Annotated in this window: 23 protein-coding genes; 5 read left to right on the top strand and 18 right to left on the bottom strand. The window is 47.8% G+C overall.

The features are described from left to right. Positions 1–27 precede the first annotated feature (27 nt). From DWY84_RS08475 to DWY84_RS17760, 13 genes are all read right to left on the bottom strand, one after another. Positions 28–1,080 carry a tyrosine-type recombinase/integrase gene (locus DWY84_RS08475; RefSeq protein ID WP_118532327.1) on the bottom strand — a complete coding sequence of 351 codons (1,053 nt, stop codon included), beginning with the start codon at positions 1,078–1,080 and terminating at the stop codon, positions 28–30. A gap of 39 nt (positions 1,081–1,119) precedes the next feature. Continuing rightward, positions 1,120–1,845: a tRNA 2-thiocytidine biosynthesis TtcA family protein gene (locus tag DWY84_RS08470; RefSeq protein ID WP_118532325.1), complete on the bottom strand. Its 726-nt coding sequence runs from the start codon at positions 1,843–1,845 to the stop codon at positions 1,120–1,122. A gap of 265 nt (positions 1,846–2,110) precedes the next feature. Continuing rightward, positions 2,111–2,515, bottom strand: coding sequence for an ATP-binding protein (locus DWY84_RS08465; protein WP_118532323.1), 405 nt, complete (start codon positions 2,513–2,515; stop codon positions 2,111–2,113). A 37-nt stretch (positions 2,516–2,552) separates the two neighbouring features. Next, positions 2,553–4,250 (bottom strand): PP2C family protein-serine/threonine phosphatase, encoded by a 1,698-nt coding sequence (locus DWY84_RS08460; RefSeq protein ID WP_182434932.1) that lies wholly within the window; start codon positions 4,248–4,250, stop codon positions 2,553–2,555. A 13-nt stretch (positions 4,251–4,263) separates the two neighbouring features. Next, positions 4,264–6,006 (bottom strand): MATE family efflux transporter, encoded by a 1,743-nt coding sequence (locus DWY84_RS08455; protein ID WP_118532319.1) that lies wholly within the window; start codon positions 6,004–6,006, stop codon positions 4,264–4,266. Between the two features lie 11 nt (positions 6,007–6,017). Beyond that, positions 6,018–6,905 carry a phosphatidylglycerol lysyltransferase domain-containing protein gene (locus DWY84_RS08450; protein ID WP_118532317.1) on the bottom strand — a complete coding sequence of 296 codons (888 nt, stop codon included), beginning with the start codon at positions 6,903–6,905 and terminating at the stop codon, positions 6,018–6,020. Positions 6,906–7,071: 166 nt separating this feature from the next. Further along, entirely contained in the window at positions 7,072–8,340 is a 1,269-nt protein-coding gene (locus DWY84_RS08445) for an amidohydrolase family protein (protein ID WP_118532315.1), read from the bottom strand. 26 nt (positions 8,341–8,366) lie between these two features. After that, the gene (locus tag DWY84_RS08440) at positions 8,367–10,607 is read right to left on the bottom strand and encodes a DPP IV N-terminal domain-containing protein (protein ID WP_118532313.1); all 2,241 of its coding nucleotides are present in this window, start codon (positions 10,605–10,607) and stop codon (positions 8,367–8,369) included. Positions 10,608–10,621: 14 nt separating this feature from the next. Further along, entirely contained in the window at positions 10,622–12,154 is a 1,533-nt protein-coding gene (locus tag DWY84_RS08435) for an AbgT family transporter (protein WP_118532311.1), read from the bottom strand. 145 nt (positions 12,155–12,299) lie between these two features. Continuing rightward, positions 12,300–12,929, bottom strand: a complete 630-nt coding sequence (locus tag DWY84_RS08430; protein ID WP_118532309.1) for a TetR/AcrR family transcriptional regulator — start codon at positions 12,927–12,929, stop codon at positions 12,300–12,302. A 47-nt stretch (positions 12,930–12,976) separates the two neighbouring features. After that, positions 12,977–13,435: a DUF2798 domain-containing protein gene (locus DWY84_RS08425; protein WP_118532307.1), complete on the bottom strand. Its 459-nt coding sequence runs from the start codon at positions 13,433–13,435 to the stop codon at positions 12,977–12,979. 315 nt (positions 13,436–13,750) lie between these two features. Then, positions 13,751–15,187, bottom strand: coding sequence for a HAMP domain-containing sensor histidine kinase (locus tag DWY84_RS08420; protein WP_178716695.1), 1,437 nt, complete (start codon positions 15,185–15,187; stop codon positions 13,751–13,753). Continuing rightward, positions 15,184–15,483 carry a winged helix-turn-helix domain-containing protein gene (locus tag DWY84_RS17760; RefSeq protein WP_279220322.1) on the bottom strand — a complete coding sequence of 100 codons (300 nt, stop codon included), beginning with the start codon at positions 15,481–15,483 and terminating at the stop codon, positions 15,184–15,186. The genes DWY84_RS08420 and DWY84_RS17760 overlap by 4 nt, the downstream gene beginning before the upstream one ends. A gap of 134 nt (positions 15,484–15,617) precedes the next feature. Here DWY84_RS17760 and DWY84_RS08410 point away from each other — a divergent pair, with 134 nt between their 5' ends. Then, the gene (locus DWY84_RS08410; protein ID WP_118532301.1) at positions 15,618–15,944 is read left to right on the top strand and encodes a hypothetical protein; all 327 of its coding nucleotides are present in this window, start codon (positions 15,618–15,620) and stop codon (positions 15,942–15,944) included. Here DWY84_RS08410 and DWY84_RS08405 read toward each other — a convergent pair. Together DWY84_RS08405 and DWY84_RS08400 are read right to left on the bottom strand one after the other, a co-directional pair. Further along, entirely contained in the window at positions 15,941–17,665 is a 1,725-nt protein-coding gene (locus tag DWY84_RS08405) for an LCP family protein (RefSeq protein ID WP_243024799.1), read from the bottom strand. The two genes, DWY84_RS08410 and DWY84_RS08405, sit on opposite strands and share 4 nt — an antisense overlap. Positions 17,666–17,705: 40 nt before the next feature. Then, positions 17,706–19,661: an NlpC/P60 family protein gene (locus DWY84_RS08400; RefSeq protein WP_178716691.1), complete on the bottom strand. Its 1,956-nt coding sequence runs from the start codon at positions 19,659–19,661 to the stop codon at positions 17,706–17,708. A gap of 476 nt (positions 19,662–20,137) precedes the next feature. Here DWY84_RS08400 and glmS point away from each other — a divergent pair, with 476 nt between their 5' ends. Further along, entirely contained in the window at positions 20,138–21,964 is a 1,827-nt protein-coding gene (glmS, locus tag DWY84_RS08395; RefSeq protein ID WP_118532458.1) for a glutamine--fructose-6-phosphate transaminase (isomerizing), read from the top strand. Positions 21,965–21,977: 13 nt separating this feature from the next. Here the strand turns inward: glmS and DWY84_RS17395 are convergent, their stop codons facing one another. Next, positions 21,978–22,121, bottom strand: a complete 144-nt coding sequence (locus tag DWY84_RS17395) for a hypothetical protein (RefSeq protein ID WP_177303597.1) — start codon at positions 22,119–22,121, stop codon at positions 21,978–21,980. A gap of 66 nt (positions 22,122–22,187) precedes the next feature. Between DWY84_RS17395 and DWY84_RS08390 the strand changes: the two genes are divergently transcribed. The 3 genes from DWY84_RS08390 (at position 22,188) to DWY84_RS17250 (ending at position 23,549) form a co-directional block, all read left to right on the top strand. Continuing rightward, on the top strand, positions 22,188–22,505 hold the full coding sequence (locus DWY84_RS08390) for a helix-turn-helix transcriptional regulator (RefSeq protein ID WP_118532297.1): 318 nt from the start codon (positions 22,188–22,190) through the stop codon (positions 22,503–22,505). 18 nt (positions 22,506–22,523) lie between these two features. After that, on the top strand, positions 22,524–23,036 hold the full coding sequence (locus DWY84_RS08385; protein WP_178716689.1) for a hypothetical protein: 513 nt from the start codon (positions 22,524–22,526) through the stop codon (positions 23,034–23,036). A gap of 261 nt (positions 23,037–23,297) precedes the next feature. Beyond that, on the top strand, positions 23,298–23,549 hold the full coding sequence (locus DWY84_RS17250; RefSeq protein ID WP_147354291.1) for a hypothetical protein: 252 nt from the start codon (positions 23,298–23,300) through the stop codon (positions 23,547–23,549). On the opposite strand, the gene DWY84_RS08375 is transcribed toward DWY84_RS17250, so the two are convergent. Further along, positions 23,515–23,727 carry a hypothetical protein gene (locus DWY84_RS08375; RefSeq protein WP_118532291.1) on the bottom strand — a complete coding sequence of 71 codons (213 nt, stop codon included), beginning with the start codon at positions 23,725–23,727 and terminating at the stop codon, positions 23,515–23,517. The two genes, DWY84_RS17250 and DWY84_RS08375, sit on opposite strands and share 35 nt — an antisense overlap. Further along, positions 23,709–24,500, bottom strand: a complete 792-nt coding sequence (locus DWY84_RS08370) for a transposase (RefSeq protein WP_243024798.1) — start codon at positions 24,498–24,500, stop codon at positions 23,709–23,711. Before DWY84_RS08370 ends, DWY84_RS08375 begins: the two co-directional genes overlap by 19 nt. Positions 24,501–24,941: the final 441 nt, after the last annotated feature.

Genomic DNA, 24,941 nt, shown 5'->3' with positions numbered 1-24,941 from the left:
GTTAATGAAAAGAGATTGCGGGAAAAGTTAACTTTCCCGCAATTTCACCGCATTCCGCGCGCTTCTACGCCGTTCATCCTCCAGGGCCGCATAATGCTTTTTCGTGGTATTGACATCAGAATGCCCCAAGACATCAGCTACCAGATAGATATCACCGGTTTCCCGGTACAAATTGGTGCCGTAGGTGCTGCGTAGTTTGTGCGGTGTAATTTTCTTAAGAGGTGTGACAATCTTAGCGTATTTTTTTACCAGATTTTCTACGCTGCGCACATTCATGCGCTTTCTCTGGAGCGAGAGGAAGAGTGCGTTTTCGCTGCCTTCTTCCGCAACAATTCCAAAGCGCTCATCCAGATAGTCCTGGAGGGCATTTTCCACCTCGGCTCCAAAATATACGGTGACTTCTTTACCGCCTTTTCGGTGAATGTGAATGCCTCCGTTTTTAAAGTCCACATCATTGATATCCAGACCAACACATTCCGAAACACGAATACCGGTTCCGAGCAGCAGGGTCAGCATGGCAAGGTCGCGAAGACGGGTGCGGTTGTGGAAGGCTTTCTGCTTCTCAGTTAATCCGTCTCCCTGCTCTACGGCATCCAGCAGCAGGGCTACCTCGTCTACATCCAGACGGATGATTTCTTTTTCGTGGAGCTTTGGGAGCTGGACGAGGGCAGCAGGATTGGTCTTGAGTTTTTCCGTGCGGAAAAAGTAATTATAAAAGCTTTTTAAAGAAGAAATTTTCCGCATGATGCCGCGCTCTTTGTTGGTGATTTCCTGATTGTGATCATTAAAACGGTATTTCAGGTATTCCATATATTCTTCCAGATCTGTTACCGTAATCTGATCCAGATGGTCCAATGTGAAATCCATCAGTTCCATTTTGGAAAACACCGGATTTTCTTTTTTCAGAAAATCAAAAAAGACGGAGAGATCGTATGCGTACGCAATCCGCGTTCTTGTAGATGTACGCGGTTCGATTCCACGGAAAAATTCTGTGCAGAATGGCGGGAGTTCTTTCATCATTTCCCGTAGTTTTTTTATGTTCTCAATGTCTTTTTGTTCGTAATAGGGAATATTAGCCATTTTTCGGAGTCCTTTCTTATGCCAGTCTAACATGTTATATCAAATAGAATGCTTCGGCCATCCGTCAATATTTCCGGTAATGACTGCATGGAAAAGCCGGTCGCGAACTCCCGGACTGTCCGTATTCAGACCTCGAATCAGGTTTTTCACGTATTCCCGGTGTGTATGACCGTCCATTGGGCATGGATTTTTGCAGACAGGAAGCTGGTATTTATTCCGAAATCCCTTTACATCGGCCTCTGATACCAGCATCAACGGCCGAATCACGGTCAGGTCGGTACGGTCCAGATGCGTGACCGGTGGGAAAGCGTAGAAACGTCCCTCATACAGCAGGGACATCATGGCAGTTTCGATGATATCATCCTTATGGTGCGCATAGGCGATTTTGTTGCAGCCGAGCTCCATTGCCTTCTGGTTCAGGGCACCTTTCCGCATTTTGGCGCACAGAGCACACGGATTGGACTCTTTACGCGCCTCAAAAAGGATTTTACCGATCTCAGTGGGAATTACCTCATATGGGACGTTAAAACCCGCGCAAAGGGCCTTTACGGTTTCCAAATCCATGGTATCAAGACCCATATCAACGGTAATAGCAGAAAGACGAAACGATTTTGGATAAAACCTCTGAAGATTAGCAAGGCCATATAAAAGCGTCAGGCTGTCTTTACCGCCGGAAATACCAATGGCAACATGATCTCCATCCTCAATCATGTTATACTGATCAATTGCCTGACGCAGCAGGCTTAAAAGTCTCTGAAGTTTCATGGAAGTGAGAGTTCCTTTCTAAATATTTTAAAATTAGTTCCCATAAAAAACAGGACACCAGAAACCATATACAGGTTACCATGTCCCGTTTTCTTTGTCAATTATTCGTTAAAGTATTCTTTCGCGAATAGTTTGAAAACACTCTCTTTTCATCAGACTATGTGTGCAATCTTTCAAATAATCCGTTTTTATATATTATTCAACCGTAAGGATATCCAAAAATCCGGTGACTTCAAAAATCTCTCTTACCGTCTCATTGATGTTTTTAAAATGCTTTTCGGATTGTCAGGATGTTTTGTCCATCTTCATACCGGTAAAGCACTTCATCCATGCTTTTCTTTACGATATAAATGCCAAGACCGCCTATCTCCCGTTCTTCTGCCGGTTTTGTTATATCTGGATCTGGTTTCTCTAACGGGTTGTAGGGAATGCCGCTGTCCCGGAAGGTAATCTGGACAACCTGACCGGGCAAAAGTTCTATTGTGATATCGGCAATTCCGGTTTTATCCACATATGCGTAGCTTGCAATATTTACAAAAAGTTCTTCGACCGCCACATCCAGCTGCATCTGAACACGCATGGGACAGTCCCAGTTTTCCAGCTGACTATCAAGAAAGGTAAGTACCTGATCAAGATTTTCTCTGACTGCATCAAATGTTCGCTGTGTCATATTCTTCTCCTCTCATAACTGTGAAGGTGCCGAATTCTTATTGCGGCTGATTCCCGCGATAAAACAGGGATAACATGGTCAGGTCATCAAACTGCGGAGCGTCTCCGACAAATTCGTCGATTCCGGCTTTGACATGTATTAACAACGGATCCGGAGTTTCGTCTGCATACTCATTCAGCAGGTCGGTCATGCGGTCTGTGCCAAACAGTTCATCCTTTGCGTTGGTTGCCTCTGGCACGCCATCTGTGTATACAAAAATCTGATCGCCAGGTTCCAATTTAATCTCATATTCACTGTATTGCATATCCTCCATAACTCCGATAACCAGTCCATGCTTGTCTTTGAGCAGTTCATAGGAACCATTGTGGCGGATTGCCGGGAATTCATGTCCGGCATTGGAACAGACAACGTTTCCGGTCGAAATCGTCAGAATTCCGATCCAGACGGTAACAAACATATTTGCCTCATTATTTTCATAGAGCTGGTTATTGACGCTGGCCAGAATTTCTGCCGGGGAACAGCCGCTCAGAGCTGTGTTTTTGATCATGGTTCTGGAAACCACCATAAACAGCGCGGCAGGGATTCCCTTACCGGATACATCCGCAATGACCATGGCAAAATGATCCGGATCAATTAGGAAGAAGTCGTAAAAATCTCCGCCGACCTCCTTGGCCGGAGTCATAGATGCGTAAATATCGAATTCATGGCGGTTTGGAAAGGCAGGAAATATACAGGGAAGCATACTGGCCTGTATGGTCTTTGCAACATCCAGTTCCGCGCTGATACGTTCCCTTTCCGCAGTGATCGTGGTCAGGTCACGAATATAGGTATTGATATCCAGCTCCATTTTTTTCATGGAATCATACAGATTCTCGATTTCATCTCCAGTATGAACTTCAGCCTTTGCAATGACGGATTCCTGCTTATCTTCTTTTCGCTCGGATACAAACGAAGCTGCTGCTTCTGCCAGACGGTTAATTGGCATGACCACCATGCGGTTCATGGTGTAAATGATCAGAGCGAGCAGAACCACCGCAGCAAACAGCATCAGAATTCCGAGAGAACCAAGGAAGGTATAACCATCCATTTTCACGTCATCCATGGAAATGTCAATACACAGAGTACCGATGATGGAACCATCGTCTGCATAGATTCCGGTACCAACCGAACAGAGCCAGCCATACTCCGGATAATTGGTAATGTTGGGTGGAAAACCATAGTTACCTTTCTGGATCTCCGCATAAGTAACCGGCTCAACCGGATCTGCGGTTCCGATTGGGCTTTCCTTTCCCTCACCGGAACCATCGATCAGATAGACGCCATATCCGGTGTCAATATCCGTATAACCGATGTAAATAGAACTGGTCTGGTTCTTTCTTCCGTATTCCAGAAGGTTCGAATGCAGTTTCTGATATTCCGGCAGGGATTCCACTTCACGGAAACGGCTGTAATAAGCATCCCAGTCTGATTCAGAGAAGGTATCAAAGGGAATTGTTCCGCCATATTCACTGCAGATTGTACGGTAAATACCCATAACCTGTTCTCGCAGAACTGTAACGTCCTGTTTGTCCACCGCCGTAACAAGGGTTTCCGACAGGTTCCGCGCCATGGTATTATAGTGCTCTGTAATGGTGCTTGTGTAAACACGATAGCTGACTGCGCAGGCAGCCACCGCCAGAACGAATGCCATAAAGATGGCCAGAACTCCAATTCGTCTGCTCAATTTGTGTTTCATGAAACTGTCCTCCTCAGATACGTACGACCAGGGTATTAAATCCCTGATACTGATGATAGAAGAAATCCTTTGCCTTTTCCCGGATGACCAGAATGCCAATGGTATCCACGTCGGAATCAGCATTGCCTACTTTTTCTGCTTTCTGGGAAAACGGATCAAAGGCCTGCCCATTATCGCGGATATGAAGTTCGAATTCATGGTTTGGAAGGGCAACCAGGGTAATCTGTAAAAATCCGGCCTGCTGCCCGGTGAAAGCCCGTTTCAAAATAATTCCGCAAAGCTCTTCCGCCGCCATATTCACCAGAAAAATCTGTCTGGCATCCGCGTCCCATTTTTCACTGAAGGCTTCTATCTCACCTAGAAGACTGGAAAAGTCCTCGTTCTTGTTTTCTATGATCCTGCTATAGATTCGTTCTGGATCAAAGGGTTTCCGCTCCACACGTTTCGCCAGAAGCAGGAAAATGCCCAGGGAAAGAAACTCGGTAAGCGGATAAAACAGCCACAGGTACGGCATTCCAAATGGAATCAGGACCAGGGCTGCCGGAATCAGCACAATGGCACTGCGAAGGGTAGAGAGCAGGTATGCCGGTTTTCCATCTTCACAGGACTGATAATAATTTTCCAGAATGATACTGCAGCCTGCTGCAGCCGTACCAATGCAGAAAATCCGGACTGCCTGGTTGCCCATTGCAATCAGCTCCGGGCTGTCTAAACCAAACAGGAGGCTGACGGCAGATGGAAATGCAGCCAGAAGCAGGGCAACCGTAATACCGCAGACAGAGCCAGATATCAGACCCTTTTTCAGTACATAGTAAATTCCTCCCCGATTATGCTCTCCATAATAAGTACTGAGCAGCGGCTGCATAGCTTTGGCGGTATATTCATACAGATAAAAGATCAGGAAGGACATATTCTGAACCATGTCAAATACCGCAACACCATTCTCTCCCGCATAATACATCAATGCATGGTTGATGATCAGGAAAAAAATAAAATGCCAGAAATGCTCAATGGAGCTGGACAATCCGACAAAGAAGCAGGAAAAGCATTCCTTCCACTGAATCTGCAGCATCTGCTTCGGCTGAAAACGCAAAAGATTCCGCTTTCCGAAAAAGCCGGGCAGATAGATGCAGATGGCAATGGCCTGTCCAAGCACTGTGGAAATGGCGGCACCCAAAACTCCCATATCGAGGATCAGCACAAACAGAATATTCATGCCAAGATCCGAAAGATTTCCAACGGTAAAACCGACTACCGCAAGATTCTGGTTATTATCATTGCGAAGATAGTAATTCAGCAGATAAGAAGAAAACAGGACTGGCATACCATACAGAATCACACGCACATATTCCCTGCAGGCCTCATACACCAGTCCGTCCCCTGGCTGTACACCAAGAAGCCGTAAAAGCGGGGACAGAAAAAGATTTCCTGCTGCTGAACAGAATATGGAGATCAGCAGAATCAACGCAAAGATCTGATTAAAAGAGGCAACGGCCTCCTGCCCGTGTCCCTGTCCGACATATTTGGAATAGCGGACCGAGCCGCCAATTCCAAAGCCGTGTACAAAAATGTTAATGACCATAAAAACCGGAAGTACCAGACTGACTGCTGCCAGTCCGACCGCTCCCATCTTCTGGCCGACTACAACCGCGTCTGCCATATCTCCAAAGGCCAGTCCGACCGCGGTCAGCATGGATGGAATCCACAATTTCCGAAACATTTTGTCTGAAAAAATATCTTTTCTTTGTGTGTTCATATTGTTATCCTTTACGTATGTTTGATATCAGCACGCCAGATTCGGTTCATCCGGCAGGGATTCATATGGTGTTTCATGGTCCGAAGACCAGAAAGGCCCAGATCCTCTTCTCCATTCATATAGCGGTACCGCGGCGGTGCCTCCCGGATTAAGGACATCTGGGTAAAGCAGGAAAGCCCGTGGATGGAAGGAAGGTGGCGTTCCACACATCCGTCCATGGTATCTCCGGTAAGCGGAAATCCCATGCTGATTCCGCTTAAAATACCATCCGCCCACACCGTGACAAGATGCAGGCCAAGCTCCGTCCTGTATGTCATGGCCGTCTGAGGAACCTGACTGTCTGTCAGCATATGATAACCAGGACGATGTGTTATTCCTTCCAGATGGTTCAGAAAATCCCATACAGCGGATTCATCACATTCCGTATAAGGCCTGCACCAAATCTCATGCTCCCGAAACAGCCGATTCACCTGATTGCGGACGTTTGCGAATTTGGGACCGGAAAGCTGCTCCAGTTCTGTACGGTCAAAAATATATTCATCGGACTCAGGCATAGGAGAACAAAAAAAACGGCCCGGAAAGCATGATTCCAGCATGCACTTATCTTCTTCTCTCAGATAAACCATGCCAAACGACGGGTTATCCATATGCTGTTCTATAAACTCTAGTGTATCACGTTTTTGCCCACAGGGAAAGAACCAGACATCAGAGCCCTCCAGACCGGTCTTTACAAAAAACGCGTCATCCTCTGGCACAATCTGCAGTTTCATCTGTTCTTTCCAGAGAAACAGGCTCGCAAATGCATGCGAAGATAGTACATGACCGTATTTCTGACGAATTCTTTCTATATGAAACCGCTGTTCCAGCCGGATAGCCTCCGGCAACTCTTTGTTTATCATAAAGTATATCCTTCATTTCATGATTCTTCATTTCCATGTTCTATCCTACCGCAGATGGGATAGATCCGCAATCCCATATTCCCGAATATTCAGAAAATAGTTACGGATATATAAAAAGGAGCCGCGCTTCCAAACTGCACCTGCTCCTTTTTGCGTATGTTACATATTAATTCAGACAGCTTTCCGTCTCGTACACCTTTCCGTCTTTCATGACAAACGCGCAGTCCAGCAATGCTTTCGTGTCGTGCATGAGATCCCGTTTCCAGGCAGAAATATCGGCATATTTTCCAGGTTCTATGGTTCCAATCTTGTCAGACAACTGTAAAATGTCCGCATTGACGGATGTTGCGGCCTTTAATGCGGCAAATGGATTCATTCCGCTGTTTAACCAGGCTTCATATTCGTAACCACTCTCATAGTTCTGATGGTTCGCTACAAAATCGGTTCCATAGCCTAATTTGATCTTACTGCTGCAGATGACTTCGCGTCCCGCCTGGAGCGCATTCTTATACAGTTCCAGCTTCCGTCGGAATTCCGGCTGCTTTTTCTTCATCTCTTCCGGATCATAATGAACCGCTTCCTCGTAAGGACAGAAGGTCGGGACCAGATACAGGCCCTCATCTTCGATCAGCTGCGCCGTTTCGCGGTTCATCAGGCTTCCGTGTTCCATTCCATCAATACCGAAGGCAATCAGCTTCTGCATCAGTTCATTCGTGTATACATGGGCTGTTACGGTTTTTCCCAGTGCGTGGGCCGTGTCCATGATGGCCTTTAATTCCTCATCATTGAGCTGCTGCTGGATCGGTGTATCGTAAGGTGTGAAAAACCCTCCGGTAGCCATGATCTTCAGAAAATCAGAGCCGTATTTTACCTGTTCCCGTACTGCATTGACAAAATAATCCTTTCCGACACCCAGAGTCAGTCGCTCCTGCTGAAGCTTCTGGGATAACAGCGGATTTCTCGCAAAGTCCTGGCTGAGATCCCCGTGGCTGCCGGCAGAACACAGAAACATCGGTGCCGCCACAATGCGGCTTCCCGGGAAATATCCCTTCTCAATGGCGCGTTTTACATCCAGAACGCCATATCCGTTGCTGGTGATACCGCCAACGTGGCGTACGGTGGTAAAGCCCCGGCGCAGCGCTTTTTCCGCGCAACGCGCAATGGCCAGTGTCTTGGCCTCCTCGCTCTGGGTGTATACCTCCTCCCGCACGGTATGCCAGTCAAAATAGTCCATATGCATATGGGCATCGATCATTCCAGGTGTTACCTGGCAGTCCGTGAGATCAATCACGTTCGCGCCCTCCGGTACGGAAACATTGCTGCCGACTTCCACAATGAGATGATCTTCTACCAGAATACTCTGACTGCTCTTCCACTCCTGCGTTACACCATCATAAAGACGCCCGCATCGCAGAACCTGGTATTTTTTATTCATACTGTCTGAACTCCTTTTCCCTGCGTTTATTCTTCAAAAATTCCCGGATCTTCTGCTCCAAGAAGATTGCGTACAAAGTAATCCATCTTCCTGCGCACAAAATACGCATCGGATGGCACATTGTGATTGCATCTTGGCAGAACCACCAGCTCATAACGCTTATTGTGGGCATTCAGCTCATCACAGAGGCGGAGCGTCTGTGCCATGGTCACATTGTCATCCATGGCACCGTAGGCCAACATCAGATGCCCTTTCAGATTTCCTGCCAGGCGGGTAATATCGCCGTACTGGTAAACCTCTTCCGTATAAAGTCCGTTGTAGCGCTCCGTCCAGGAATGCTCATACACACGCTGGTCATAGTTTCCGGAGGATGCCACACCGGCGCAGTACACCCCCGGGTACTGAAGCATAGCTGATACGGTTGCGTAGCCACCGGCAGAATTGCCCCACATGCCAACGCGGCCCAGGTCAATCTGCGGATACCGCTGTTTTAATTCTTTTAAACAAAATACATGATCAGCCAGGCCTGCGCAGGCATGAATGTTGTGATAGCTGAAGCTGTGGAATTCCATACCCCGGCCCGGAACGCCCCGGCCGTCCAGAATCAGTCCGGCAAAACCGAGCTTTGCGAAAGACTGCAGACCGCCAAATATCTCCCGGTTCATGCCATTGTCCCAGGTAAACTCTCTCGGAACGTTGTAAAGCTGCGCACCGCCGTAAATATAGTCGATGAGCGGCCAGGAATCTTTTCGATCTTTCTGCTGTCGCAATTCAAAATCCAGGCCTTCGGCTGTCTCTTCTTCCTGACAGTCAGCGACAACCGGATCCGGCCGGAAGAAAATACCATATAGCGTTGTTTTTCCATCTGCGGCAGTCAGTGTGATCCGCTCTGGAATCTGATAGCCCAGCTTTAACAGATTTGAAATATCTGCTTTTTCCAGTTCGCAGATTAGCGTGCCATCCAGCTTCCGAAGAACCGTGACTGGTGGAAGATCCACGCGGGAATACGTGTCCACGAAGGATTGGCTACCCATGCTGACCTGATGAACGGCATCCTCCGGCGTCAGGCGTGTCAGGCCGCTTCCGTCAAATCCGATGCGGTAGAGCTGATAATACATGGGATCCGAACAGTCTGGAACATTGTTTGCCATAAAGTAGATCTGTTTATCCTGCTCGTCGACACGGATCAGCTTCTGAACGATCAGTTCTTTCTCAGATGCGTCAAAGAGATCTCCTTCACAGACGCTTTCGTTTTCTGTCAGGCGGTAGCGGTAAAGATGGGCAAAGCCATTTCGCTCACTCTGCCAGAAAGCGTAAGCTCTGTCACTGGTAATAAAGTTGGAAAACAGATAGCTTCCGTAGCCGTCCAGCAGCCCGAAAGCGCCGAGGTTGAAAAACTGCTCCGTTGTCTCACGGATCACGACATGGTAGCTTCCGTTTTGTGCGTCACCGAGATAAAGGCAAGCCTCCTGGTAGCCTCTCGCAATCCAGGTAAAATAGAAATGGCGGCTGTCCTCCATCCATTTGACAGTCGATTTCTCTGGGGAGGTAAATACCGGATAAAGGAAATCCGGAGCATCTGCCTTCACCAGTGTTTTGTCCGCTAAGGAACCAATATACAGGCTGTAGTGCGGAATCTCCTCATCACTATCGGTTACAAAGGGGCACGGATACTCGTAAAGCTCCGGGCGCAGATCATGAAGCCCGTCTGAGTAGGATGCGATCAGCGGAAGCTTTTTCGTAGTTCTCCGGTCTGCGCGATAGGTGATGAACCGGGTGCCATCCGGGCTCCAGAGTACCTGGGGATGCTCCTGATATCCCTGACGTTTTACGGTGATCTGACTGTAAATGTCAATGTAGCATCCATATTCCAGATCCGGTTCCCCGTCAAAGGTAAGCTGGCTCTGCTCCCCGGTTTTTTGTTCGGTCAGAATCAGGTTATGCCGATCGTAAGAAAGATGGTAAGCACCATCCGGAGACATAGTTACCGCTCTTTCCTCAGAGCAGCCGGAAGCAGAGCCGGCATTTGCCGCCTGCCCTGCTTTCTCTGCTTTCTGTATCATCTTTCTTGTTCCATCCATTCCATTCACTTCTGCCAGAACAGAGGTAACTTCGCTGCCGGAACGCTCCTGCCGTTCATACTGAAACGCGGTGCCGTCCGCATTCCAGTGGATTTTCGGATTTCCATTTAACACGGCAGTGCGAGTATGTTTCGTCAGAAGCGTTTCCGCCGCTTCATATCGCGCTCTCATATTATGATGTTTCATGCTGCTTCTCCTTCTTATAAGAATACGCTGACTCCTGGACCAAGCGGAAGGTTAAAGAGTACCCAGATGATCATCTGGACAACCCAGACAAGAAGGAATGCGATGGAATAAGGAAGCATCATGGAGATCAGGCTTCCCATGCCGAACTTCTTGTCGTACTTCTTTGCCATTCCGATTGCGATCGGGATATATGGATAAATCGGTGTGATCGCATTGGTGGTGGAATCACCGATACGGTAGATGATCTGCGCAAATGCCGGGCTGTAGCCGAGCATCATCATCATCGGAACCAGAATTGGAGCAAAAATGTACCATTTGCCAGAACCACTGGTCATGAACAGGTTTACCACGCAGCAGAGCAGGATGAAGAACAGCATTAACGGGATACCGGTAAAGCCGGCTACCTGCAGGGCATCGGCGCTCTTTACGGCAATGATCATGCCGAGGTTGGTATAGCTGAACATATTGATGAACTGCGCGATGACAAATACCAGAACAATGTAGCCAGTCATGCCTTCCAGAGCCTGGGCCATCAGCATCGGAACGTCAGAACTGTTCTTGATGGTGCCAGCCTTCACGCCGTATACAACGCCAACCAGAATGAAGTAGATCATCAGGATCGGAACCAGTCCCTTAATAAACGGTCCGTTTAAAATGGAACCGTCTTCCGCGCGCAGGATACCGCCGGACGGGATGACCAGGATTGCAAATAACAGGATGTAGAGAATGCTGAAAATACCGGCTGCGCGAAGTGCCTTTGCCTGAACCGGAGTGATCTCAGAGGTGGACTCTACGGCGTCAACGCCCTCTCCGTCTACCGGATCATAGGTACCGAGACGCGGAACGATAAATTTCTTGTTTACGAACACGCCTGCTACAGTCAGGGTAAATACGGATACGAACATGAAGTACCAGTTGCAGGTGGCATTGACGGTCATGGACGGATCAATCATCTGGGCTGCGGATTCCGTTACACCAGATAACAGAACATCGGTACCGGCTACGATGACACAGGCGGTAAATCCGGCATTGGTTGCAGCATATCCGGCGAGCAGTCCTGCAACCGGATGCATTCCGACAGACTCAAAAGCTGCAGCAGCCAGAGCCGGAACCACGATGATGGATGCCTCAGAAGCGATACTGCCGTTGATGCCAAGGAATAATACCGTCGCAGTCAGGGCCCACAGGGGAACACCCAGGATGGCACGGCGCATTGCCGTTGTCAGAAGACCAACCTTTTCGGAAAAGCCGATGGCAATCTGCATGGCCAGTACAAGGCCAAGGGGTGAGAATCCCTGGAAGTTAGAAAGCAGATTTTCTAACAGCCAGACAAGGCCATCTTTGCTGATGAGGCTCTTCGCCAGAACCGTTTCTCCATTGGTCGGATTTACAACACTGATTCCGGTCATGCTGCATGCCAGGCTGATCAGCGCCAGGATCAGACATAACCATAAAAATAAGATGTACGGATGCGGAAGCTGATTTCCTACCCGTTCAATAAAATCCAGAACTTTTCCGTTCTTTTTCTTTTGTGCCGTTTCCTGCATAAAAGTACCTCCTGTTCATTTTCTTTTTTAGACCATGGTCTCATTATAAACAAAAAAGAAAGAAGGCGCAACAGTTCCAGTCTGCACCTTCTAAAATAAAGTCACTATAGCTAAAATGAATGAAAAATTGAAGATTTTCCTTTTGTTATTCTTTTCTAACTTCATATTGAGAAGATTCGTATTGAGACGAATATCCAATGTAGGATCGTTCCAGCTTCGGAATACTCACTGACGCAAGATCATAAGTCCCGCCTGCCAGGCACCAGGAGATCAGCTGGCTGCGCTCCTCCGCGACAATGTCAGCGGCAAGCGAATGACAGTCAAGATCAGTCCGGATCTCGCCCCTCTCCTGCCCATATTTCACGATTTCCAGAATGATCTTCACGAAAGAACGCTGCTCTCCCCAGAACCGGATGCCGGTGGTTCCGGAAAGCTGGCTGATATAGAGACTGGTAAGCAGCTCCCTTCCAATCTGCCGGCTCATAAACTCGAACATGAACTGGTTTAAGGCAAGCAGCTGCTCAAAGCTTCCCAGGGTCTTATCAATGCTCTGGTAAAACTCCTCGTATTTTTCATCAAACAGTTCATACATGGAATCCAGGAGTTCTGCCTTGGCATGAAAATAATAATAAAACCTGCCCTTTGAGCAATGAGCCTCTTTCAGGATATCCTCCATGGTGGTATTCTGATAACCTTTCTTGTAAAACAACTTCCAGGCTGCATTTAAGAGCTGTTGTCGCTGTCTCTGTTCGTTGAATTCGTCCTTGGTCCGCATGTACAGTTGTCCTTTTCTTTTTTCATTATTTTATCATGAAAGTTCTTTTATTTAAACATCTTTCCAAAGATAAAGCGAACCAGCGGGCCTGCCGCGAAGAGCTGCCAGAAGAATGCCATCGGGAAGTTCTTAATGGTGGTAGAAATCCAGATGCTTAAAAATTCCGGCTGAAGCCCATTCTTGAAGATGATGGTAGCCATCAGGCTCATGTATGGGCACATCATCCAGATAGTAAGCACAGAAATCATCAAAATGATGAACAGCGGTTTATCTTCACCCGGATTAAAAATGCGGAAGGTAATCTTTTTCGCGATCGGTCCGACTACGAAAAAGTCAAAAATAAATGCAAGCGGGCACATGATTGGAAGCTCATGAAGCGCTGCTGCAAATACAAAGTTCTGCATACCACCGACATTCAGTGTGACATTGTAGCAGACCATAGCATAAACCATGGCAAAAACCATCATGATTCCGTAAATAATTTCCTGTTTTAAAGATTTTGGCATAAGTAATTTCCTCCTTGACTATCCTGGAACACAGCAGTAGGGGCGAAAGTTGTGGGAGTATTTCGCAAAAAAATGCAGTAAAGCCGTCAAACTCGTTGCGACTCCACTGCATTCTGAATTCAGATATCGGGCATCTGCATACTACAGATATCCGGTGTGCATCTCACTGTGTTCTCAAAAAACTGTATGATGTATTGTTGTTACCGAGGTGCTATTATAGCGGAAAATTTCATTTTGTATAATAGTTTTTTGCCATTTTTTTGAATTTTGTCTCATTATACAAAGATTGCCGGCCTATAAGCGGATTTCTGTATATTATGACGATCTCTGCAGGGTAAGCGTAAACACAGCACCGCCTTCTGTACGGTTTTCTCCTTTTACAGATCCCTTCATGCGTTCAGCAGCAGAAGTGGCAATCGCAAGACTGATTCCAAAATTGCCGCCATTTCCTTTGTAGCAGCGCTCAAACAGATGCGGCAGATCTTTGGATGCAATTCCATTTCCGTCATCTTCCACAGAAATTGCAGTCAGTTTTTTTTCAGGCCGGATCCGGATGGTCACTTCTGATATTGCGTATCGCAGGGCGTTCGTCAGAAAGTTTTCCAGCACTTTGCAGATCAATTCGCCATCTCCAAGAACGGCTTCCTCTTCCTCGTAAGGAGCAATCTGGACCTGGATTCCCTTTTTCACGGCCAGACTGCTGACGCGGTCCAGACAGTCCTCCAGAACTTCATCTAACGGAACTGGTTGAAGGCTGATATCTGTTCCATTGTCCCTACTTTCAATACGGGAAAGGGTCAGCAGGCTGGTTACCAGCTCGGTAAGCCTTCCGCTCTCTTCCAGAATCGTGTGGGCAGCCGTTTCCGGCTCTTTGAAAATTCCATGTTCAATGCCCTGTGCGTAACCGCTAATGGACATCAGTGGGTTTCTCAATTCATGGGATACATTCTGGAAAAAGTCTTTTTGAATTTCCTGTGACCGTTTGAGCTGCTCCGCCATGTGGTTCATTTCCGTACGGAGATTTTCCAGTTCATAAAGATCATAGGATACATTCGTTTTTGTGAAATCACCCTGCCCGATTTCTTTAGCCCGAAGGCAAAGCTGCTCCAGAGGCACCGTAATTCCCTTTACCATATGCCAGATCAGAAGAAGGCACAGGCAGACCAGAATACTGCTTAACAGAAAAATCCAGTGGACTGCCGGCTTCAGCCATAAAGTCAGACGGGATACGGAACAGGTTACAGCCACACAGCTGATCTGCGGAAGATGTCCGGGAATTTCATAGAAATCGGTAAGGTATGTTCCGGTTTCCGATTTTACAGAGATGCCGGACAACGTGCCGGATGAAAGTTCCGTACTCCGGATTTTCTGGCATTCTTCAATCAGAGACTGTATCTGCTCCCTCTTTTCTTCATGTTTGGGGTAGACGGCTTTGCCCTGTGATTCATATACAATTATTTCTGCGTTTGCACCGCTTTCCTCTATAATCGTCTGCGCCCGAAGCAGAAAGCCACGAATCTGCTCTCTGCGATCCTCCGCACCGATTTCCTCAGGCTCCGCAGAAAATGTTTTACCGATCAGCGCAGTTAATGGCTCTTGAATCTTGCCCAGTTCACTGGCCGCAGCATAATGGGCAAACTGGTCAGCAAAATGCCAGAATACCAGACTGCATGCAGGCGGGATCAGAACCAGAATCAACACAATGGGCAGCAGGATATGCCAGAGAATGTTTTTTCTCCTTTTTCTTATCATGATACGGACTCCTTTTCCAGTCGAAATCCAAAGCCCCACACAGTTTCGATCCGCACGCTGCTTTTGCATTCCCGCAGTTTTCTGCGCAGGCGTTTTACCAGATCGTCTGCGGCCCGGGTATCTGCCTGCCAGTTATACTGCCAGAGATTTTTCAGCAGTTCATCTCGGCTTACTGCCCGGTCCTGATGTTCCACAAGATAGGTAAGAAAATCAAATTCCGTAGGAGTTAAGGACAGAGGAGTATTATTCAGTACAGCAGATCTACGTTCTGGATAAAGAATCAGCGGGCCGAACACCAATTCTGAAATCGTGTGGTTTTCTTCTGCAAGTCTTCTCTCGAAATGATGCAGGCCTTTATCGTATGATGGTTTCAGGATCAGAAAAGATCCAAAGGACAAAAAAACAATAGAGAGAAAAGGAGACGATGATTATGATGAGAAAAAATATAAAAACCGGCCTGATTGCCTTTGGAATGTGCCTGGCACTTCCTTTCTGCTCTTTCGCGGCAGTAAAAAACCCGGAAAAAGCAGAAGGACGTGAGGAGCGGGCACAGATCCACACTGAGCTTGCCTCTTACCGCGAAGTCCTGGATTCCAACACAAAAGAACTCTCTGATCTTATCAGCGAGAAGAAGGCACTTATCGACGAAGTAAAGGAAGCTATACCAATTTATACTATAACAAAGAATAACAAAAATGCGAGAGAAAAACCACGGCAAAACTGTGGCAGCCTCTCGCATTTTTATTTAAATTTTTAGACTCCCGGTCCGACTTCCTCTGCTCCATTTCCGGAATTTTGGCCAGGTGCTTCTAAAGCGGCATTCGTTTCTGCCGCGGTTGGAGCACTGGATGTACCTGGTCCATTTGTAGAAGATCCCGGTCCGGCACTGATGTGGTCGGAAGCGGTTGTCTCAGATGAACCCGGACGATCCTGCGGCGCGCTGATGACGCCGGAAGAAGTTTCGGTTTCTTCCGTTTCCTCTGCTTCAGAGCTTTCAATCGTCTCATCTGCGGATTCCGAAGACTCTTCCACGGCTTCACTGCTCTCCTCTGCAGCCGGTTCTGTCTGGGCCGGGGCGGCAGCAGGCTGCTCAGACTTTCCTTCGGTCTGTCCACCTCCGTTATTGCCTTCCGCTCCTACATTCTTACCAGACTCGGTATCTTTGCCAGGTTCACCAAGGCCTGTCTTCTGCGCAATGTAATTGCTGATCTCTCTTACAGAAGACGGGGCATCATAGGATTCCTGGTCATATAAGAAGGTATGAAGCTGTATCACATTGCTTTCCAGAGTGGTCGGAATCACGCAGGATTTTTTACCGATCTTCATCTCCTGATGAGAGAACGGGAAACCGGAGGTCTGTCCGATATAATACTTTCTTGCACCCTTTGCCATCGTGAGGATATCGTCTACGCCAATGCTGGTAGAAATCTCCGGGTAAACGGCTCCAACCAGCGTACGTAGGGTCTTAAAATCAGAAGATTTCGCTTTTTCCATGGCCTGTCCCAGTACCTTGCGCTGGCGCTCTGTCCGGTTAAAGTCAGTATCCATCAGACGCAGTCTTGCATAAGCAACGGCCTGGACACCATCCAGGTGGTTCATGCCGCTGTGATCCAGCTGATAGGAACCGACTCCGGTGGAATTTACGGTTTCCGTGATAAAGGAATTGATGTAGGCAAATTCCTTATCACTGATTTCAATGTCCACGCCGCCGAGCACGTTGATGGCATCCACAACAGCCTTCCAGTTGAATGTGGTATAATCATCAATTTTCAGATTTAAGTTGCGCTCCAGCGCCTGAACTGCCTGTTCATGACCACCCTTGAAATATGCCTCATTGATCTTATCATAATCATCTTCCTGATCAGAAATCCGCAGATAGCTGTCGCGGAAAACCGATACCAGACGGATTTCACCGGTCTTCTTATTAATGCTGGCGATCATCTCCACATCGGAAAGGGCGCCTTTTTCCAGATTGCCGTCACGGGAATCCACACCGAACACCGCAATGGTCCAGTAGCCGTTATCCCGGAAATGACGGTACAGAAACAAACCTGCGAACAAGCATACCACCAGGATCAGTATTTTCCCAAAATGTTTTTTCTTCCGGCGTTTTCTGCGAGGTCTTTCATAAGCGTAATCGGCACGATTCTGTCTCATATCGCTCTGACGGTTCCTCCCTCTGGAATATTCCTGCTCTTTTTCACTCTGGGCGATGGTGCGGTTTAACTCCTGCTCCAGCGCGTTTTCATAAGTATCGTAATCATCCAGATCCAGTTCTTCGATCTGGTTCGGACTCAGATCATCAAAATCCGCGTCTGGCGCATCCGGTGTACGGCTGTAACTGCGGCATTCCGGCACTGAATCCGGAGTATCGCGCCGGCTGCTTCTGCGGGACGGTGCGCCCTGTTTTTTTCGCTGCTGTCTTGCACGCATGCGGTCCAGCTCGTCTCCCTCAAATGGCTCCTCTCTATAATTCAAACCATACTCCTCTCTGACCGGAATTTCCGGCCGGTAATATTTAATCGATCAGACGGCGGTAATAAGGCCATCCGGCATTACGTGTTCCGACTGTAACATTATTGATAGAACCACTGGTCTCATGGACACACCGGATCCGTCCATCGTCTGTCCAGCCCAGGAACATGACCACATGGGCATCTGCACCGGTACGGATTAAAATATCTCCAGGCTGCAGATTTTCCCGGCTGATGCGCCTGCCGAGAGCCGCCAGACCGCTGGTTCCTTCATAAGGAAGATGATTGCCTGTAACAGACCAGTACACCCAGCTGATCCAGCCAGAGCAGTCCAGACCCTTTAAGGTGCGTCCGTCCTCATCCGGCGATACCAGAGTACCGAAATGGTTCCCTTCATAATTTTGGGCAGCCGGTTTGCCACCCCAGTAATAAGGTACTTTGCCGACAGAATTTAGGGCAAAACGTAAAAGTTCCTTTCTGGTTTCTGAGATATCGGATGGAAGACCATCCAGATATTCCGCAATTTCTTCTGCCGTCAGCGGAGTTCCGGTTGAAATGGAAGACACGCTGAGCCCATATTTCTGATACCAGTCTTCGGAAGCCAGGGCAATGGCTGCCGCACGGTTTTCTTCCGTCCAGCCCTGCCAGCCTCCTTCTGTATATTTACTTTCATCATTTCCGGCTGCGTCAAGAGCAAACAAACCGGCACCCTCTGTCAGGCCTCCAATCTTCATGGTGACTGTCAGGTCTACATGGCCCGGACAGCTTAACCCGCTGCTTTTTGATTCCTCCACCGCAGAAGATTCCTCCACCGCAGAAATTTCTGCCGCACTGCTCTCTTCCTGTTTCGAAGCAGTTTCGGCAGAACCTTCGGATTCAGAGGTTTCCGGTTTGGAAGCTTCTGAATCTGTCCAACTCTTATCAACAGAGGAAAGGACAGATTCAGTCTGTTCTGCATTGGACGGCGAAGCTGCTTTCTGTTTCGATGGAGCCGTGATCACGCCGCTGGTAGATTCCGGTACAGTCTCAGCAAGCTCGGTTTCGGCAGCAATACTTTCCGCACGGCTTGCCTCTTTTGCTTTCTTTTCTGCTGTGGTCAGCCCGGCTGTGATCACGCTGTCCTGCGCCTGGCTGTCAGAAGCGGATTCTCCTGTTTGACCGTTCTCTTCGGATGATATCTCCTCATAAGGACGTTCCATGTTCGGATTCTCTTTTTCTGCCTCTGCTTCTTCCAGCAGAGCCTTCTGTTCCAGTTCCTCCGCGTTCTTTCCGATGCAGCCAGAACAGTAATAGACGTCACTGATTGACATGGTATAGGAATGAGATGCTTCCCACAATGCTTTTGCGTAAGAAAGGAACGCATCACTGTCCTGCGGATTATGATAATAGGTATAGACATTCGCCATCGACATGATCTGCGGTACATTGGAATATGGGGAGACAGCATGACCGTCCCCATCTACCGCCTGAATCCGCACGTTGCGAAAACTTCCAATCGTCCATGTGGAGGGATTTTCCTTCTGATGGCTTTTGTCTTCCGGATTATACTTTCCAAGAATGCGTTCCCTGGAAATGCCAAGCTTTGCCGCCATATCTGCTGGCGTTACATCGGAATAGCTGTAAAGCGCACTGGACCAGTTGGCATCCCTGGTCATCAGTTCATGAAACACGTGACCAGCCAGACTCTTTGTGATATCCGTTTCATCTCCGCCCTCTGGAAAATAGTGGACCAGGTTCAGCTCTTCCAGGGTGGGAATCCAGGCACTCTGTGTTTCCGCTTCTGTTGAGGCTGCCGCGGTTGAAGCTGCCATGGTCTCCTCTGTTTCAATTTTCTCATCCGGAACAGCTGCCTTTACAGCAGGGTGATACAGAAAAGAAACACCAATGCTTCCGGCTCCAAGAACCAGAACCATTCCTGCAGCTGCCCATTTATTTTTGTAACGGACCATGGAATCTGCGATAAGCTTCATGATCTGTTCAGAATTGAAATGTGGTTTCATACTCGTTGTCTCGTTCTTCTTTGGTTTTGATGTAGCAATACAACTTTGTATTTTAACACAGAAGTTTTGGGAAATACAGAGCGGAAACTTTAATATTTCATGAAGAAACTGCATTTCATTGACGAAAAAACGATTCTGGTCTATAATTAACGCGATTTCGTTTTTCAGGAGGAACGAAATGTACAATAGCAAAGCTATAGCGCCATGCACCTGAGAACTGTACGTGAAAGCTGAAAAGCTGGTTTTTCAGGTTAACGAGGTGGAGAGATCATCGAAAATTCGGCGGGTACTCTCCCATGCTTCTCCGGGCGTGTATATTCTGTGAAATATGCGGGCAACCGCAAAACAAACGCAGGATAACCGGAGGGTCTTCTTTTTGTACGCATTTTTGGCGGAACATCATGCGGCCGGTATAAATGAAGAAGCGTATCACAGGAACCATGACAACAGGAAAGACAGAAAGGAATTTTTATAATATGTGTGGAATTATTGGATATTCAGGACCTTTAGACGCAAGCAAGATCCTCTTAGACGGCCTCAGCGGTCTGGAGTACCGTGGCTATGACAGTGCCGGCATCGGTCTGTGTATGGAGGACACCAGTATCTGTATCGCGAAAAAGGTCGGAAAAGTAAAAAACTTAAGAGAATACTGCGAGGCAAACGTTCACGGAACTGCCCACAGCGGCATTGGCCATACCCGCTGGGCCACCCACGGCGGCGTTACCGATACCAATGCTCATCCGCATCGTGCCGGAAAAGTTACCCTGATCCACAACGGCATCATTGAGAACTATCATGAGCTGACCGAGCAGTTTCATCTGGAGGGCAGCCTCATCTCCCAGACCGACAGTGAGGTGGCTGCAAGAGTCCTGGATGCCCTGTATGACGGAGACCCGTTAAAGGCCATTCAGAAGCTTCAGGAGCTGATAGTGGGTTCTTACGGCTTCTGCATCCTCTTCGATGACCAGCCGGGCTCTGTATATGCGATCCGCAGAGTGAGTCCGCTGGTGGCCTCCTACACCCATGCAGGTGCCATCATCGCTTCTGATTTAACTGCGCTGATTCCCTACAGCAATCAGTATTTTGTTGTACCGGAAGACAAGATCGTGCGCCTGACTCCTTACAAGGTGCATGTATACAACATGGATGAGAACTTCTCCAAGGTATACCCGGAAATTATGACCGTCAACTGGAATATGGACGCGGCTATGAAGAACGGTTATCCGCATTTTATGATGAAGGAGATCCACGAGCAGCCGGAGGCTATGAAAAATACCATCCTCCCGCGTATCAGCAAGGGACTTCCGGATTTCTCCGATGATAAAATCCCGGATGAGATCTTCAAAGACTGCAATCAGATCCACATTGTGGCCTGTGGTACTGCCATGCATACCGGTATGGTAGCTCGGGCGCTTATGGAGCCGATCCTGCGGATTCCGGTTACTGTGACCATTGCTTCTGAGTTCCGCTATGAGCAGCCGTTGATTGACGAGCATACCCTGGTGCTGATCATCTCCCAGTCTGGTGAGACCATTGATACATTGGCTGCGCTACGTCTGGCTCATGAGTACGGCTCTAAAACTCTGGCCATTGTGAATGTAAAAGGCTCTACGATCGCAAGAGAAAGTGATTATGTGCTTTACACCCATGCGGGTCCGGAAATCGCGGTAGCCAGCACCAAGGCTTACTCCGTACAGCTCGCTGCCCTTTATATGATCAGCTGCCGCATGGCACTGGTTCGCGGCAAGTTTACAGAAAAACAGGCTATGGAATTCCTCTCCGACCTGCTAGATGTGATCCCGGCAATGGAGACCATGATCGCGCAGGAACAGATGATCAAGGGTGTAGTTTCTCATATCATTCAGAGTCCGGATGCGTTCTTTATCGGCCGTGGCCTGGACTATGCCTTTTCCTTAGAAGGTGCCCTGAAACTGAAAGAGATTTCCTACATTCATGCGGAGGCTTATGCTGCCGGGGAATTAAAGCACGGCACCATTGCCCTGATTTCTGATCAGGTACCGGTCATTGCCATTGCAACTCAGGAACATGTGTTCTCCAAGACCATTTCCAACATCCGTGAGGTCAAAGCCCGCGGAGCCTTTGTAATTCTGCTGACAAAAGAAGGCTCTGTAGTGGATGACAATCTGGCTGATATCCGAATCCGCATTCCGGATGTAGACGACCGCTTCACTGTATTCCCGATCGCTGTCGTGCTGCAGCTGATTGCCTATTATGCTTCTCTCGGAAAGAATCTGGATGTAGACCAGCCGAGAAATCTGGCGAAATCGGTAACGGTAGAATAAATCAAATTTTAAATCACTCAATGAGCACAGCAATTCCGTCTGTGCTCATTCTTTTACTCATGACGGTCATTGTGAAGGACCTTACTGCAATTGCGATGACAGACGGTACGGACATTTTTCCAAATAAGCCATCGCCCGGATAAATTCCGCTGTTCATTCCGCATCATCCGTGATAGAATAAAAACAGTGTTTCGGGATGGTACAGAATCATGGAGGGATGTAAATGGAACCGATGTATTTGTCAATCCAGCCCGTGGAAACCGGGAAGCGGATCAAGCAGCTGCTTTCAGAGCAGAACTATACGATCCGAGAGATCCAGGGTGCGTTCGGCTTTGAAAACCCGCAAGCAATCTACAAGTGGATTGCGGGAAAATCCCTGCCGAGCCTGGACAACTTTATCATTCTCAGCAGATTATTACATACCAGCATTGAAAATATCCTCGTCATTGACGGGGATATTCCTCGTTTATGGGCCGGCTTAAACCAGTGGTTCAATGACAGCTTTCCTCTCCTGTCTTATAATCGTGTCATAAGGAATTGATGAGGAGGCGAACACATCATGAAAATGACTTCGGCTTATGCCAATAAACTGCTCAAAAGCCTGGCAGATGAAAAATCTTACTGGACAAACAAGGAAGAGGCATCCCGCACTTACGTTGCTGCCGTCGGCGAGGAACCAGTCATCCCGGAGTATGACTACTCCGCCGTTTCCGATACATTAAATGAAATTGACCGGAAAACCGTCATCATCAGGCACGCACTGAACCTGGCCAACGCCACCGCAAAGATCCCGGTCGGTGATACGGAAATGAGCGTGGACAGCATCCTGGTCAAAATGGCACAGCTTAATTACCGGAAAACAACTCTGGACACCATGCGGAAATGCCTGCCGAAAATGAGGGAATCTTCCCACTCATTCAGCTCCAGAAATGCCGTTCCTGAATACCGCTACACCAACTATGACCCAGAGCTGGTAAAACGGGATTATGAACGTATCTCCGGTAAGATCATGGAAATGCAGATTGCCCTTGACCAGTACAATCAGACGTTCCTGTTTGAAGTGGAGCTCTAAAGGATTTTTTCGTACAGGGTCTTTAAAAATGCAAATGGGATTGTTAACGTTCAGTGGCATGGATTGTTTTGTTATTTTTTATCCGTTGTATCTTTCGGTTCATGGTAAAATAATCAGACAAATTATAGAGCTTAATCATCCCCTGTAGAAAACCCGTGAGCGATCACACCGGTGCCGGGGTACGGTTTCAGGCACCACCGGCTGCGGAATGGAAGTTCCGTAGCCTTTTCCTTACATACAGCTATCACAAAGGAGGAGACCATGAAAAAATCATTTGTCCCGATCAGCAAACAGAGTAAGAAAGCACAAAAAGCATACCATTCCTTACAGCGCTCCACCTGGGGCATCCTGAACCCGGCAACGCGGACCATGCCAAACGGCAGGGCATACAACCGGAAAAAGCAGAAGGCAAACGACAGAAGCGGCAGGGAATCATCCTTCGACTCCCTGCCGCTTTGTTTTTGCCCATCCATGCCTATCAATCCCACAGGTTCCGGAAATATTTCATCATAAGCTCCATTCCCTGCTTCAGGCACCGGTCCCGGTACTCACGCAATTCATTCTCAGCCGCCAGCCACTTTTCAGAGATCTCCACATATTCCGGCACATCGCTCATCGTATACAGACGGTGCGTATGCTTCCGTTTTTCCCTCGCAATTTCCTCTTCCGTTTTCAGCATCTCACCGAACATACCGTACTTTTCTGTGAATTCTTCCCGTGCCAGGTCATGCTCTTTCTCATACGGATTCTTCTTTCTGCACGTATCCTCATTTGCTTCCCGGAACAGAGCTTCCTGCTCTTAGCAAATGCAAGATACTCTTTTCTGGCACATTTACGGTATCTTCTTGGCAGCTTAAGACCATAGCATTTACAAAAACGGTAAATCATGGTCTCCAGTTTTTCTCTTGCTTCATTCAACAGTGAGATATCCTGCGGATAACGTATGTTTGCAGGCGCACAGGTTGCATCAAGGGTCAGCGTTCCTTTGTGTGTATCTTCTTTTGCAGTACCATCATCATTGGTTTTTCCTCCGGATGGCGGAGTATGGTCATCTTTGTCATCATCCTTATGCGCAAGAAGATACTCGTTTACTTCCATCAGCATTTCTGCGGAAATGCGTTTACGAAAAAGAACCAGTGTACTTGCATCAAACGGAGCTTCTTCCCGAAAGCCGGGAAGTCCGATAAAGTATTGCAGATACGGATTCTCAGCGATCTGCTCCACGAGTTCACGGTCAGAATACTGGAACTTGGTCTGGATGATCAGAGCTCCTAACGCCATGCGAAGAGGCTTGGCTACATTACCGGTATCACTTGGGAAAAGTTCAGCGTATTTGGCTTCAAACGTATCCCATGGGATACGGTCAGCCAGTTTGATCCAGCGGTTATCTGGATTCATGTGGAGACCCAAAGGCTGGTTGAAATCAAGGAAGGAATGCTGTAGCTTGTCGATCGGTTTGTACATTGTTTTAGCTCCTATATGCTCAAAATCTGTAAAAAACTGCAAGAAAAACGATTTGTTTTCGTCAAAATCCTTGCAATCATTATACCAGAAAATGGGGCAAAAGTCAGTAAAATTAAGTGTTTGCGGCTTAATCAGCAGACACTAATTAAATGCAAAAGCCCAAAAAGCCCCCAGCCGTTAAGAAGAGGAAAGCATCTTTCCACCCCTCAACGGCTGGGTTTTTAGATTAACTTAATGACATTGCGCCGAAGCGTCCCTTTTTTCGTCCTTTATGATTCGTTTTCCGCAATGGTACGCCGCAAAAGATTCATTTCGGCTTCATAGCCGTAATCCTCTTTTTCGCAGCTCTCCTTTGCCAATTCCAACGCCTGACGGCATAGATCCAAACCGGCTTTCTTTGCCCTGCGGCCGCCGATACCCAAAAGCTTGCAGCGCGCCAAG

The organism is Clostridium sp. AF27-2AA, assembly GCF_003478505.1.
GTDB lineage: Bacteria > Bacillota > Clostridia > Lachnospirales > Lachnospiraceae > Brotaphodocola.
This window is presented reverse-complemented; position numbering and strand designations above follow the sequence as displayed.

Bases quoted from the DNA above. Each gene is read 5' to 3' on its own strand.
- DWY84_RS08475 (WP_118532327.1), bottom strand. From the start codon at position 1,080: ATGGCTAATATTCCCTATTACGAACAAAAAGACATTGAGAACATAAAA.
- DWY84_RS08470 (WP_118532325.1), bottom strand. From the start codon at position 1,845: ATGAAACTTCAGAGACTTTTAAGCCTGCTGCGTCAGGCAATTGATCAG.
- DWY84_RS08465 (WP_118532323.1), bottom strand. From the start codon at position 2,515: ATGACACAGCGAACATTTGATGCAGTCAGAGAAAATCTTGATCAGGTA.
- DWY84_RS08460 (WP_182434932.1), bottom strand. From the start codon at position 4,250: ATGAAACACAAATTGAGCAGACGAATTGGAGTTCTGGCCATCTTTATG.
- DWY84_RS08455 (WP_118532319.1), bottom strand. From the start codon at position 6,006: ATGAACACACAAAGAAAAGATATTTTTTCAGACAAAATGTTTCGGAAA.
- DWY84_RS08450 (WP_118532317.1), bottom strand. From the start codon at position 6,905: ATGATAAACAAAGAGTTGCCGGAGGCTATCCGGCTGGAACAGCGGTTT.
- DWY84_RS08445 (WP_118532315.1), bottom strand. From the start codon at position 8,340: ATGAATAAAAAATACCAGGTTCTGCGATGCGGGCGTCTTTATGATGGT.
- DWY84_RS08440 (WP_118532313.1), bottom strand. From the start codon at position 10,607: ATGAAACATCATAATATGAGAGCGCGATATGAAGCGGCGGAAACGCTT.
- DWY84_RS08435 (WP_118532311.1), bottom strand. From the start codon at position 12,154: ATGCAGGAAACGGCACAAAAGAAAAAGAACGGAAAAGTTCTGGATTTT.
- DWY84_RS08430 (WP_118532309.1), bottom strand. From the start codon at position 12,929: ATGCGGACCAAGGACGAATTCAACGAACAGAGACAGCGACAACAGCTC.
- DWY84_RS08425 (WP_118532307.1), bottom strand. From the start codon at position 13,435: ATGCCAAAATCTTTAAAACAGGAAATTATTTACGGAATCATGATGGTT.
- DWY84_RS08420 (WP_178716695.1), bottom strand. From the start codon at position 15,187: ATGATAAGAAAAAGGAGAAAAAACATTCTCTGGCATATCCTGCTGCCC.
- DWY84_RS08410 (WP_118532301.1), top strand. From the start codon at position 15,618: ATGATGAGAAAAAATATAAAAACCGGCCTGATTGCCTTTGGAATGTGC.
- DWY84_RS08400 (WP_178716691.1), bottom strand. From the start codon at position 19,661: ATGAAACCACATTTCAATTCTGAACAGATCATGAAGCTTATCGCAGAT.
- glmS (WP_118532458.1), top strand. From the start codon at position 20,138: ATGTGTGGAATTATTGGATATTCAGGACCTTTAGACGCAAGCAAGATC.
- DWY84_RS17395 (WP_177303597.1), bottom strand. From the start codon at position 22,121: ATGAACAGCGGAATTTATCCGGGCGATGGCTTATTTGGAAAAATGTCC.
- DWY84_RS08390 (WP_118532297.1), top strand. From the start codon at position 22,188: ATGGAACCGATGTATTTGTCAATCCAGCCCGTGGAAACCGGGAAGCGG.
- DWY84_RS08385 (WP_178716689.1), top strand. From the start codon at position 22,524: ATGAAAATGACTTCGGCTTATGCCAATAAACTGCTCAAAAGCCTGGCA.
- DWY84_RS17250 (WP_147354291.1), top strand. From the start codon at position 23,298: ATGAAAAAATCATTTGTCCCGATCAGCAAACAGAGTAAGAAAGCACAA.
- DWY84_RS08375 (WP_118532291.1), bottom strand. From the start codon at position 23,727: ATGTTCGGTGAGATGCTGAAAACGGAAGAGGAAATTGCGAGGGAAAAA.
- DWY84_RS08370 (WP_243024798.1), bottom strand. From the start codon at position 24,500: ATGTACAAACCGATCGACAAGCTACAGCATTCCTTCCTTGATTTCAAC.